Source organism: Nocardia sp. NBC_01009 (assembly GCF_045208035.1).
Taxonomy (GTDB): Bacteria; Actinomycetota; Actinomycetes; order Mycobacteriales; family Mycobacteriaceae; genus Nocardia.
The window spans coordinates 8,557,563-8,572,107 of sequence record NZ_CP108695.1; the positions used below are offsets into that span (position 1 = coordinate 8,557,563).

Annotated in this window: 2 protein-coding genes; both read right to left on the reverse strand. The window is 65.8% G+C overall.

Annotation, left to right across the window (positions count from 1 at the left end; genetic code table 11):
- Window positions 1–207 precede the first annotated feature (207 nt).
- Complete coding sequence (locus OHA42_RS38800; protein ID WP_406233438.1) at window positions 208–13,263, reverse strand: amino acid adenylation domain-containing protein; 13,056 nt, start codon at window positions 13,261–13,263, stop codon at window positions 208–210.
- Between the two features lie 119 nt (window positions 13,264–13,382).
- Complete coding sequence (locus OHA42_RS38805) at window positions 13,383–14,402, reverse strand: alpha/beta hydrolase (protein WP_406233440.1); 1,020 nt, start codon at window positions 14,400–14,402, stop codon at window positions 13,383–13,385.
- Window positions 14,403–14,545: the final 143 nt, after the last annotated feature.

Genomic DNA, 14,545 nt, shown 5'->3' on the forward strand with positions numbered 1-14,545 from the left:
GCGGCAACGCGTCCTCGCTCTGTAGCGCTCGCTGTTAGAGCCACTGTTCGGAGTTAGTTGGAAGATCGGTCGATGCGAAAGCACTCCGGAAACCAAAAACCCAGCCTGAGCTGGGGTTTTGGTGGACCTTACGCGGAGTTAATCGAACCAGGGTCCCCTGACTTCAACGCTCGAGCAGCTCCGCAAGCGAGCGGCGCGGAGCCCGGATCATGAGGTCGCCTCGACCTCGCTGAGCTGCTCCCCCATCGGAGCTGGGAAGAATCCGATCTCGATGAAGTAGTCGAAGTAGCGTGCCAGGATCGTCGCATCGACCGCTGGCAGGGTCAATTCGACCTCGCTGCCGGTCAATTCGACGACCTCGCTGCCGGTCAGGTCTACCTCACTACCATTCAGGGCGACCTCGCTGCCGGTCTGGGCGACCTGCTCGTCGGCATGATCGGATTCGCCACCGTCCCCAGCCAAATTGATAATGAGGGCTGCTGCCCGGGCCAGAGCGTCGTCTCCGGTGGCGATCGCATCTTCGGCGGCATCGGTAACCGCTTGGACGAAGTGCTTCGGCTCGGTAACAGCCATGCGATAGCCGCGCCGGTGCGCCTCCTCCGCGAAGGCCGACCACACCCCTTCACTCGATCCGGCCAGGTAGTGAAGATTGCTCGGCGGGTTCGGATCGCGCGAGAACCGGACGAGCTCGGCGGCGACGTAGTCGACCGGTGCCATCGGCTGATCGATGTCACCGAAGGCCGGCCACACCCCAAGGACCAGCATGGCTCGGAGCATCGTCGTCGCAGCGTCGTCGACCGGGGCCGCGCCGGTGCGGGAATCGCCGGTGATCAGGCCGACCCGATAGATCGTGGTCGGGATGCCGCGGCCGATGCCGGCCCACACCAGCTGTTCGGCGACCCATTTGCTGAGTCCGTAACCCTCCATCCCGTCCGGTACACCGTCGTCCTGCGGAGTGCCCTTCAGCACGGACACCGTGGACGAATAGTGGACAGGTTTGACCCTGGTGGTGCTCGCCAACCTCAGCACCTCGGTCGTGCCGCCGACATTCGCCGCCCGCATCCGGGCGTATGGCTCGAGATGGTTGACCTGGGCGCCATTGTGGTAGATCACATCGATCCGCTCCGCCAGGTCGGCGAACCGTGCCGGTTCGAGGCCGAGCAGCGGGCGGGCCAGGTCGCCGGTGACAGCGACGATCCGGCTGCGATAAGCATCCAGATCGACCCGATACTTTCGCTCGACGGCATCGATACGGGCCGCCGCGGCAACGTCGTCGGCCGCGCGGACCAGGCAGTAAACGGTGGCCGTCGTCCGTTCGAGCAACTCGCGCAGCAGGAAGATGCCGAGGAAGCCCGTGGCGCCGGTGAGCAGGATCGATTCTGGTTCTTCTCGGCGCGGCGCGGCGCACCCGGCAATGCTGATGGAGGCATCGAGCACGGCGTCGGCGGCGGGGTCGGAACCGTCGGAAACCTCGGTGCCGTCGCGCAACGCTGTGGCCAGCGCGTCAACGTTGGAGTGTCCGAACAGCAGTCGCACCGACACTGGCCGGCCGAGTTCAGCGGTGAGAGCCGCGCAGGCCCGGATACCCGACAGCGAATTACCACCCAAGGCAAAGAAGTCGTCGTCGAGGCCGACCTGCTCGACACCGAGCACGGCGGCGAAGACCTTGGCGATGGCCTGCTCCTGCGCGGTGCCGGGGGCACGGTATTCCCGCGCGACGATACGCGGAGCCGGCAGCGCCGCCCGGTCGAGTTTGCCATTGGCATTGACCGGGATCGCGTCCAGCACCACGAACGCCGACGGCACCATATAGGTCGGCAACTGCTGCGCTGACACCGATCTCACGTCATCGATCACGATCTCGGCATCGGGCACGGCCACCAGGTAGGCGACCAGCTGATCACCCAGACGCTCGTCAGCACGCACCACCACTACTGCCTGCGCCACCGATTCGGCGGCAGCGAGCGCGGACTCGATCTCCCCCAACTCGATACGCAGACCACGCAGCTTCACCTGGAAATCGGTACGGCCCAGGTATTCCAGCTGACCGGCGGCTGTCCAACGCACCAGGTCACCGGTGCGATACATCCGCTCACCGTCGGTAAACGGGTTCGCCACGAACCGATCCGCGGTCAGTTCCGCCTGCCGCACGTAGCCGCGCGCCAGCTGCGCACCAGCCAGATACAACTCACCGGACACCCCCGGCGCGACCGGGTGCAGACGCGCATCCAGCACGTATACCTGGGTGTTGAACACCGGCAGACCGATGGGCACCGACACCGTGTCGGTATCGACAACCTCATGGAAGGTCACGTCGACGGCAGCCTCGGTCGGACCATACAAGTTGTGCAACGAAGCACCGGTCAACTCCCGCAGCCGCTGCGCGGTCGGCACCGGCAACGCCTCACCGGACGCGAAGACATTCCGCAGACCGACACATTCACCGACCCGGGGATCGGCCACGAATACCGCCAGCATCGACGGCACGAAATGCACCGTCGTGACGCCCTCGTCCAAGATCAGCTGCGCCAGGTAGGCCGGATCACGATGCCCGTCCGGTTTGGCCACCACCAGACGCGCACCGACCTGCAAAGGCCAGAAGAACTCCCACACCGAGACGTCGAACGTGGCAGGCGTCTTCTGCAACACCACATCATCGGCCCTCAGGCCGTACTGGGCGTGCATCCACACCAGCCGATTCACGATCGCCGCGTGCGACACCGCCACGCCCTTCGGGCGGCCCGTCGAACCCGACGTGTAGATGACATAGGCCGTGTTGTCCGGCCGCAACGGCGCCAACCGATCCGCATCCGTCACCGGAGCCACCGAATATCCGGACAAATCGAGCGCATCCAGCTCGACAAGCTGATATCCGCCGTCTACCGATGCGGACACATCAGCGACATCGGCAGCGGTAGTCAGTACACAGACCGGGTTCGCCGTCGCCAGTACATACGCCGTGCGTTCGGCCGGATGGTCCGGATCCAGCGGCACATAACCACCACCTGCGACGGTGACCGCATACATACCGATCACCAGGTCCAGTGATCGCCGCATTCCCAGCGCAACCAGCCTGTCCGGCCCCACACCCAGCGAAATCAGATGCCGCGCCAGACGATTGGCGCGAGCCGCGAATTCGGCGTAGGACAGGGACTCGCCCTCGAACGTCACCGCGACGGCATCCGGCGTCCGCTCCACCCGTGCCTGGAACAGCGACGCCAGGGTCGCTGCCGAATCCGTCGGAGATTCGGCACCGGTGCCCGACCGCAGCAAACCGGCCCGCTCGACGGTGTCCAGCAGATCGATGTCGCCGACGACGGCCGCCGGATCGGCGGCTACCGTCGCTAACACCCGGCCGAACCGATCGGCGAGTGCATCGACGGTCGTCGCGTCGAACACGTCGGTGGCATAGTTGAATCCGATGGACAGCTCACCAAGGGTTCCGTCCGCGTGCACAATGGGCTCGACGTCGATACTCAGGTCGAACTTCGCCGCTACCGCACCGTGGTCCACGCCTGCGATAGTCAGCCCGGGCAGCTCGAGACTGGCCTGCTCGGTGTTCTGGAACGCCAGCACCACCTGGAACAACGGGTTCTGCTCACGACCCCGGTGCGGCGCTACCTCCTCCACCACCCGCTCGAACGGGATGTCGGCGTTGTCCAAGGCGGCCAGGTCGGTCTCGCGGATCCGATCGACCAGAGCGTCGAAACCGATCGCGCCATCCACCTCGGCGCGCAACGTCAGTGTGTTGACGAACATTCCCACCAGATCGTCCAGCGCCCGTGCGCCCCGGCCGGCGACCGGTGTGCCGATCGCGACGTCGGTGCGCCCGCACATCCGGGCCAGCAGCACGGCGACCGCCGCGTGCACCACCATGAAGAGTGTCGCATTCCGTTCGCGCGCAATACGATCCAGCGCTCGGTGCACCTCCTCGGGCACCGTGAACGCGGTCACCGCGCCACGCATGGACGGCATCGGCGGATGCGGGCGATCCTGCGGCAACCCCGGCATGCCGGACAACCCAGCCAAATGACCGCGCCAGAATGCCAATTGGCTTGCGGCAAGGGAATTTTCGTCGGTGTCGTCACCGAGCACCCGGCGATGCCACAGCGCGTAGTCGGCATACTGGATTTCCAGTGGCGCCCAGGAGGGTGTACCACCGGTGCTGCGCGCGACCAGCATTGTGCGCCGGGAGGCGTTCAACACGGATCCGATTCTCGCAAGGGAGGCCTGCTCGGTCATTCGCCAATGGGTGGTGGGCAGGGGGTGGTCGCGGATTGTGCCGTTCACCACACTCCGCCATGTCTCGACTCCCGGGGTGGAGGCCGGGACGGTTTCGGCGGCGGTGAAGTACACCAGGTCGCCGTGGAATTGGGAGGCCTCGTAATGGTTTGTCAGGCCGGCCATTTCGAGGTTCGACCGGACGATGCGGTCGATCCGGCCGGCGCCGAGGGAAGCGAACGGCTCCGGGAGGGCCGATAGTTGTTCGACGATTTCTCCTACGTCGGAGGCCTCGTCTAGTCGCAGGTCAACCGCAACGCCGCCGAATAGGCCACCGAACAGCTCCTGGAACGGAACCGGGCCGGGCTCGGCGGCCTCGTCCACCGGCGCCCTGCCAGCCTCGAGGTAGCTGTCCATCATCGCCAGGAGGGCCACCTGTTCACCCTCGGACTGCAATTGGACGGCCATGGCATGCGCTAGGACACCGCCTATCGACCAGCCCAGCAGATGGTAGGGGCCCTGCGGCTGCACCGTGCGGATCTCCTTGACGTAGCGCTGCGCACAGTCCTGGATCGAGTCCGGTAGGGACGAGAAGTTGGAGGTCAGGGCCGGGGACTGCAGGCCGTAAATGGGGCGATCGGCGTCCAGGTGTGCGGCCAGGCCGGCGAACGACCACGCAAGACCGCCCAAAGGGTGCACGCAGAACAGTGGCTCGGCCGAACCGGACGAACGCAAAGGCAGTAGGACGTCGAAGGCGGCCTCCGGGTCGATATGACCCGATCGGCGGTTCTCCAGCTGGGCCGCGAGCCCGGCGGGGGTCGCTGCGGTGAAGAACCAGACCACCGGAACCTTCTCGCCGAGTTCGGCGCCGAGGCGGGCCGCGACCTGGGTGGCGAGCAGGGAATTGCCGCCGAGTTCGAAGAAGGAGTCGTCTAGACCTACGCGCTCGACACCGAGCAGCTCGGCGAACACCCTCGAGATGGCCTGTTCAGCTGGGGTCGAGGGCGCACGGAACACCGCCGAACCCACGAACTCCGGCGCGGGCAACGCCTTGCGATCCAGCTTGCCGTTCGGGGTCAACGGCAACGCCTCGATCACCACGATCACGTCCGGCACCATGTACCCGGTCAGGAACTCCCCCACCGCCGAGCGCAGTGCAGCCGGTTCGAGTGCCTCGGCGAGCGAGTCCTCGGCGACGATGTACCCGATCAGGCGATCACCGATGCCGTCCTTGGTGCGCACCAGGGCAACGGCCTGCGCGACACCCGGCAACCGGGACAGCGCCGCCTCGATCTCCCCGAGCTCGATCCGGAAACCACGCAACTGCACCTGCTGATCACTACGACCCGAGTACTCCAGGGCCGCCGTGTCCTCGCGGCCGGCCCACCGGCCCACATCGCCGGAGCGGTACATCAGCGACCCTGCCGGTCCGAACGGGTTCGCGACGAACCGTGTGGCGGTCAGCCCGGGCTGTCCGAGGTAGCCACGGCTCAGTTGCGCACCGGCGATATACAGTTCACCGGCCACGGTGGCCGGCGACGGTGTCAACCGATGATCGAGCACATAGGTGTGCAGACCCGGCAGGCCGCGCCCGATCACACTGGCGGGACTGAGCGCCAACCGCTCGTCCAGGGCCTGGTAGGACACGTGGACGGTGGTCTCTGTGATGCCGTACATGTTCACCAGCAGTGGCGCGTCCACCGCGTGCCGGTCATACCAGCGTTGCAGTTGCCGTAGATCCAGGGCCTCGCCACCGAAAACGACGTACCGCAAAGCCAATTCATCGGCATCGTGCGCGACGCGATCGGCCTCAGCCAGCTGGTAGAACGCCGAGGGGGTCTGGTTCAGCACCGTCACCCGTTCGCGAACCAGCAACTCGCGCAACTGTTCCGGCGACCGGGACGTGATCTGGTCGACCACGACCACCGCAGCGCCGCTCGCAAGGGCGCACCACAGCTCCCACACCGAGAAGTCGAACGCGAACGAATGGAACATCGTCCACACATCCGACTCACGGAAATCGAACCGCAATCCGGCATTGGTGTACAACCCGAGAACGTTCGCGTGGGTGACCGCCACACCCTTGGGCACACCCGTGGAACCCGACGTGTAGATGACATACGCCAGGTTCGCCGGCACCAGTGGCGCGACCCGCTCGGCATCGGACACCGGCCCATCGGCGAAACCACCGACGTCCTCCAGCAACACCACCTCGATATCAGTGCCCGACAACGCCTCCCGTCCCTCCGCCGTGGTCAGTACCACCGTCGGCGCGGCATCGGCGAGCATGAACTCGAGGCGCTGCATCGGGTACGCGGTGTCGATCGGCACGTAGCCCGCGCCCGACACCAGCACACCCAACAGCGCCACCGGGAGCTCAACTGTTCGCGAAACAGCCACGGCCACCCGCGATTCCGGTCCGACGCCATGCGCGATCAACGCGCGTGCGACCTGGTTGGCCCGGCCAAGCAACTTCGCGAAACTCAGCGTCTCGTCCCCGGCCCGGACCGCCACCGCGTCCGGGCGCCGTGCCGCCTGCTCGGCGATCAGGTCCACCAGCGTCACCGGCGCCGCCGGGACACCCACGGCATGCCAATCCACCAGCAGCGAATCACGCTCACCCGGGCCGAGCACATCGATATCACCGACGACCGCGCGCGGGTCCGCGACCACCGCCGCCAGCACCCGTGAGAACCGTTCCGAGAATGCGGCAACGGTCGTCGCGTCGAACACGTCGGTGGCATAGTTGAATCCGATGGACAGCTCACCAAGGGTTCCGTCCGCGTGCACAATGGGCTCGACGTCGATACTCAGGTCGAACTTCGCCGCTACCGCACCGTGGTCCACGCCTGCGATAGTCAGCCCGGGCAGCTCGAGACTGGCCTGCTCGGTGTTCTGGAACGCCAGCACCACCTGGAACAACGGGTTCTGCTCACGACCCCGGTGCGGCGCTACCTCCTCCACCACCCGCTCGAACGGGATGTCGGCGTTGTCCAAGGCGGCCAGGTCGGTCTCGCGGATCCGATCGACCAGAGCGTCGAAACCGATCGCGCCATCCACCTCGGCGCGCAACGTCAGTGTGTTGACGAACATTCCCACCAGATCGTCCAGCGCCCGTGCGCCCCGGCCGGCGACCGGTGTGCCGATCGCGACGTCGGTGCGCCCGCACATCCGGGCCAGCAGCACGGCGACCGCCGCGTGCACCACCATGAAGAGTGTCGCATTCCGTTCGCGCGCAATACGATCCAGCGCTCGGTGCACCTCCTCGGGCACCGTGAACGCGGTCACCGCGCCACGCATGGACGGCATCGGCGGATGCGGGCGATCCTGCGGCAACCCCGGCATGCCGGACAACCCAGCCAAATGACCGCGCCAGAATGCCAATTGGCTTGCGGCAAGGGAATTTTCGTCGGTGTCGTCACCGAGCACCCGGCGATGCCACAGCGCGTAGTCGGCATACTGGATTTCCAGTGGCGCCCAGGAGGGTGTACCGCCCGTGCTGCGTGCGACGTAGGCGGTCATGAGATCCCGCGCCAGGGGTGCGACCGAGGAGCCGTCGCCGGCGATGTGATGAATCACCATCGCCAGCAGATACTCCTGCTCACCCAGCTCGGCGGCTCCGGCGGCGAGAAGCACTGCACGCACCGGAACCTGCTGTGTCACATCGAATCCGGCGGACATGAAGGACGTGACGTCAACCAAAGGGTCAGCGGTCGCCCGAACCCGCAGCCCACCCGGCAGCGCCTCACCGACCGAGAGGATCTCCTGAAAGGGCAGGCCCGTGGCAGCGTCGGCCGGGTATCGGGTGCGCAGCGACTCATGCCGTTCCAGCACGTCGCCGACAGCAGTACGCAGGGCGTCCACATCCAATGTGCCGGTGAGCCGCAGCGCTAGGGGAATGTTGTACGCGGGCGATTCGGGAGCGATCTGGTTCAGCGTCCACATCCGCTGCTGAGCCAGCGACAGCGGCAGCCGCTCGGGCCGCGCGAGCGCGACCAGCTTCGGCCGCACCGGCCCACCGGCGCCGGGCTCGACCCGCGCCGCCAGCGCGACGACGGTGGGCGCCTCGAACAGGACCCGCACCGCGAGGCTCCCCTCGATGGCCTCACCGATGCGCGCCGCCGCGCGGGCGGCCAACAGCGAGTTGCCGCCGAGAGCGAAGAAATCATCATCCAGACCCACCCGATCCACACCCAGCAGGTCAGCGAAGACACCGGCCACGATCTCCTGCACCGGTGTCACCGGCGCACGGAACTCGCGCACCTCGAACACCGGCGCCGGCAACGCCTTCCGATCCAGCTTGCCCGAAGCATTGAGCGGGAACACATCCAACACCACGAACGCCGCGGGGACCATGTAACCCGGCAGCTGCGCTGTCAGCGTCACGCGCAGCGCGTCGGTGTCGATCCCCGTGTCCGCGGCGACCAGGTAGGCGACCAGTTGAGCGCCGGTGCGCTCGTCATCACGCACCACCACGACGGACTGCGCCACCGACTCCTGCGCGGTGAGCGCGGACTCGATATCGCCCAGCTCGATGCGCAGACCGCGCACCTTCACCTGGAAATCGGTACGCCCCAGGTACTCCAGCTCATCGGCGGCATCGGATTCACCGCTCGCCGAGGTAGTCCAGCGCACCAGGTCACCGGTGCGATACATCCGCTCACCGTCGGTAAACGGGTTCGCCACGAACCGATCCGCGGTCAGTTCCGCCTGCCGCACGTAGCCGCGCGCCAGCTGCGCACCAGCCAGATACAACTCACCGGACACCCCCGGCGCGACCGGGTGCAGACGCGCATCCAGCACGTATACCTGGGTGTTGAACACCGGCAGACCGATGGGCACCGACACCGTGTCGGTATCGACAACCTCATGGAAGGTCACGTCGACGGCAGCCTCGGTCGGACCATACAAGTTGTGCAACGAAGCACCGGTCAACTCCCGCAGCCGCTGCGCGGTCGGCACCGGCAACGCCTCACCGGACGCGAAGACATTCCGCAGACCGACACATTCACCGACCCGGGGATCGGCCACGAATACCGCCAGCATCGACGGCACGAAATGCACCGTCGTGACGCCCTCGTCCAAGATCAGCTGCGCCAGGTAGGCCGGATCACGATGCCCGTCCGGTTTGGCCACCACCAGCCGCGCACCGACCTGCAAAGGCCAGAAGAACTCCCACACCGAGACGTCGAACGTGGCAGGCGTCTTCTGCAACACCACATCATCGGCCCTCAGGCCGTACTGGGCGTGCATCCACACCAGCCGATTCACGATCGCCGCGTGCGACACCGCCACGCCCTTCGGGCGGCCCGTCGAACCCGACGTGTAAATGACATAGGCCGTGTTGTCCGGCCGCAACGGCGCCAACCGATCCGCATCCGTCACCGGAACATCGGAGAAATCAGACACATCAAGGGTGTCGATCTCCACCCGACGCACCGTCTCCGGCAACTCCAGTCCATCAACGGACGTGGTCAGCACACACACCGGTCGCGCGGTATCGAGAATGTGGGCGATGCGCTCGGCCGGATGATCCGGATCGACCGGCACATAAGCGCCACCAGAGGCGACCACCGCGTACATACCGACAACCAGCTCGACAGAACGCCGCATCCCAAGCGCGACAAGCGATTCCGGCCCCACACCCGATGCGATCAACCACCGCGCGAGCCGCGACACCCGGCCCGCGAACTCGCCATAGGACAGACTCGTCCCCTCGAAGGTCACCGCGACCGCGTCCGGGGTCCGCTCCACCTGCGCCTCGAACAACGACATCAGGGTCGCGGGATCGATCGGGTACTCGGTGGCGTTCCACCGATGCAGCACCAACGACCGTTCGGCATCATCGAGCAGATCGATATCACCCAACCGCCGTTGCGGATCCTCCGCAATCAACTTCAATACCCGCAGATACCGGTCAGCGAACCCGGCCACCGTCACCGCATCGAACAAATCAGTGGCGTAAGAGAATTCGGCCATCAGGCCGACCGCACCCAGCTCGCCATCAGTGCCCGTGGCCTCACTGATGGTCAGCGACAGATCGAACTTCTCAGTGACATTCTCGAAATCGACACCCGAGACCCGCAGACCCGGCAATTCGAACGTGCCCTCCGGCAGATTCTGGAACGACAGCATCACCTGGAACAACGGATTCCGGCTTATAGAACGCTCCGGAGCGAGCAACTCGACCAGACGCTCGAACGGCACATCGGCGTGCGCGAACGCCTGCAGATCAGTGTCACGAGTAGCGGCCAGCAACTCGGCGATGGTCAGCTCGCCACGAATCCGAGTGCGCAACACCAAAGTATTGACAAACATGCCGACCAGATCGTCCAGCGCGGCCTCACCACGCCCGGCCACCGGGGTGCCGATCGCGATGTCATCGGTACCCGACACACCCGCCAGCAACAATGCGAGCGCGGCATGCAACACCATGAACAGGGAGCCCTGCTGTTCCCTCGCAACCTCCTGCAACCTCTGGTGCAGATCCACCCCGATCGGGAACACCAGGTGACCACCCGCAAACGATTGGGTAGCAGGGCGCGGCCGGTCGAACGGCAAAGGCAGCTCGTCGGGCACCCCATCCAATGCCGCACGCCAGTACTGGGCCTGCGCCGAAATCAGGCTCTGCGCATCATCTTCCGAGCCGAGCACACTGCGCTGCCAGATACTGAAATCGGCGTACTGGACCGGCAACGGCACCCACACAGGGGCCTCACCGGCGGCGCGCGCGACATAGGCGGTCATCAGGTCACGGGTCAACGGGCGCATCGACCAACCATCACCGGCGATGTGATGCACCACGCACACCAGCACGTGTTCGGTATCGCCGATCCGCAGCACACGCAACCGCAACGGCGGCCTCGCGGTCACGTCGAATGCCGCGGCAAAGGTCTCGACGACCAGCTCGCGAATCTGCTCAGGGGCCGCCACCACCACCGGAAGGTCCGGCACCGCCCCCAGATCATCGGCAGTAAGCACCACCTGATAACCCTCACCATCGAATCCGGGGTAGACAGTGCGCAACACCTCGTGCCGCTCCACCAAATCACCCACCGCGGCACGCAATGCGTCCAAATCCAGACGACCCGACAGGCGCACCGCCATCGGGATGTTGTTCACCACACTGTCAGGGTCGAACCGGTTCAGGAACCACATCCGCTGCTGAGCGTAGGACAGCGGGATACGCTCGGGCCGCGGCATCGGCCGCAACAGCGGGACCGCTTCACCTGCTGCCATCCCGACATGACGATCCACCCGTGCGGCCAACTCCGCCACAGTGCTCGCCTCGAAAACCAGATGCAGCGGTATCCGAGTACCGAGCGCCGCACCGAGACGAGCGGCGACCTGAGTGGCCAGCAGCGAATTGCCGCCGAGCTCGAAGAAGTCATCCTCAGCGCCGACGGGCACGTCCTCGTCCGGCCGCAGCACGGCCGCGAAGACCTCGGCCACGATCTCCTCGGCCCGAGTAGACGGCGCCCGGAACTCCCGTACCGTGAAGACGGGTTCCGGCAGCCGAGCCCGGTCCAGTTTACCGACCGGGGTGAGCGGAATCTCATCGAGCACCGTAATCGATGCCGGAACCATATAGGCGGGCAACGACTTCGAGAGAAACACCGCCAGCTCGAACGGCGAGAGGGTGACGTCGGGGCGCGCCAGCACATACGACACCAGCGCGGTCGTGCCCGAAGCCAAAGCCTGCCCCAACGTGACCGCGAAACTGACGTCCGGATGCGCGGACAGAGCACTGTCGATCTCGCCCAGCTCGATCCGCAAACCACGGATCTTCACCTGAAAATCCGAACGACCCAAGTATTCCAGCGCACCGTCCTCGGTTCGGCGCACCAGATCCCCCGTGCGGTACATCCGCACACCCGACAGACCGAGCTCCGCCGCGAGCGGGTTAGCCACGAAACGCTCGCCGGTCAACCCCGGACGACCCAAATACCCTTGTGCCAGACCCGATCCCGCCAAATACAGCTCGCCTGCCACCCCTTGCGGCACCATCCGCAACCGCGAATCCAAAATGAGCGGACGAGCTCCCTCGGTAACCTGGCCCAAAGTGACCGGCGCGCCCGCCGTCATCGGCCCGGTCGAGACGATCACCGTCGTCTCGGTCGGGCCATACGCGTTGAACACCACCCGACCGGCCGCGGTCCACCGGTCCACCAACGCCGGATTCAAGGTGTCACCGGCGCAGATCACGGTCCGTAGATCGCCGAACTCGTCGAGCGGCACCGACTCCAACGCACCCGGCGTGATCGTCAGATGAGTGATCCGCTCCCGCTTCAGCAACACCGCCAATTCCTCACCACCGAACACCGCCGGCGGCACAACCACCAACGTGGCACCGGCCACGAAAGTATGCAGGAACTCCAGAATCGAAAAATCGAAGCTGGGCGAGCTCAAGTGGGTCACACGCGACGTAGCCGAAATGCCGTACTGCGCGCTGGCTACCCTCGCGATTCCGTCGCTGGTGACTACCACTGCCTTCGGCCGACCGGTGGAGCCCGAGGTGTAGATGATGTAGACCGGATGCTGCACCGTCGCTGTCCGAATACGATCGCCGTACCAGAACGGGTGCGTCGGCCGTGTAGCGACCTGTTGCACCACCACCGGATCGTCCAATTCCAGCCACTCGATACCCTCACCCAACCCCGACCGGTGCGGCGAGGTGGTGAGCCCGAGCACAGCCTCGGAATCAGCCAGCATGAACTCGATCCGATCCCTCGGATAAACCGGATCCACCGGCACGAACGCCGCACCGGTACGAGCGACCGCCCACACCGCAAGCACCGACTCGATACTGCGCGCGATCGCGATCGCGACGATATCGCCGGGACCGATACCACGACCGATCAACTCACGCGCCAACTGCGCCGAACGCTCATCGAGCTGCCCGTAAGTGAGTTCACGGTCCTCGAAACTAACCGCCACATGCTCCGCGGCCGTTTTCGCCGCTGCGGTCAGCAGATCACCGAACAGCGGAACCACCGACCCACGACGACGACCGGAGCGCCCGTCACGACGCGCGTTCACCATGCCAATTCCTCACTCCCCGGACGCACCCATCCGAACAAATAGCGGAGCGGGCGGCGCGTCTTCCGCGCCGCCCGCAGGTCGATCTCACACCACGGGTTGTCGCCGGGTTCTTTTAAACGCTAGGAAGTCAGTCCCATGCTGCGCGCGAGCATCGGCCAGGACTCACGGAAGGTCTCGTCCCAATACGACCAGCGGTGCGTTCCTACCGGATTGAAGTTGTACTGGGCCGGGATACCGAGCGAGTCGAGCTTGCCCTTCAGATTGAGGGTGCACTGCTCGACGGCGCCTTCGATGACCGAGCCCACGGTGAGATTCACCATGCCGGTCGGACCCGGCGCGTCGCTCTGGTACCACTGCAGATCCTCGAACACCGGGAGGCCGCTGCCGGTGGAGAGGTAGAGGTCGGTGCCGCGCAGCTTCTCCGCGTTGACGACCGGGTCGTTGGCCGCCCACAACGGGCTGTCGGCCGGGCCGTACATGTTGTCGATCTTCCCGCCGGCCCAGGTCTCGACGGACAGCTTGAGTGCCGTCCGGCCGAGCGGGTCGGCGATCTGCGCGCAACCGCTGTAGGCGGCGACCGACTTCCACAGACCGGGCTTGGCCTCCGCCAGCTGCAGCACCGAGGTGCCCGAGGTCGAGACCCCGGCCAGCGCGTTGCGGCCGGTGGACTGCAGCGTCTTGTCCAGCAGCGGGGGCAGTTCCTCGGTGAAGAAGGTCCGCCATTTGTTCACGCCGAGCTTCGGGTCTGGGTTTACCCAGTCCGTGTAGTAGCTGCCGCGGCCGCCGATCGGCTCGATGACATTGACCTGCTTGTCGGCCAGGAACGGCAGCACATCGGTCTGGGCCCGCCAGCTCGCGGAACTCTCACCAGCGTCCAGGCCGCTCATCAGGTAGAGGTTCGGCGCGGGTGCGGACTCGTCGATCGGACGCTGCACATCGATGGTGACTTCCTTGTCCATCGCTGCCGAGTACACCTTCAGGTGCCACGTACGCCCGTCCTTGACGACCTCGGTGACAGAAGAGGGCTTCGCCGGCTCCGCGACGCCGATACCTCCGAACGCGGTCACCGACACCATGGCGGCGAGCGCCACCACCATGGTGCGGCGCAGGTTCACCGTGCTTAGTACAGAACGCTTCATCGAACAGTCGACTCCCTTGATTGGCCGCGGGCAGGCCCGCCCATGCTGTCCGGCCTGCCGTGTCGATCATCGCTACAGCGGCGCGTTTTGCTACAGCTTTCGGGACAGGTTGGGTGATTTCGGCACCGCTGGGCCTGACGAGC

What these genes read in the sequence shown, in the direction of transcription:
- OHA42_RS38805 (WP_406233440.1), bottom strand. Translation starts at nt 14,402, where the DNA reads ATGAAGCGTTCTGTACTAAGCACGGTGAACCTGCGCCGCACCATGGTG.
- OHA42_RS38800 (WP_406233438.1), bottom strand. Translation starts at nt 13,263, where the DNA reads ATGGTGAACGCGCGTCGTGACGGGCGCTCCGGTCGTCGTCGTGGGTCG.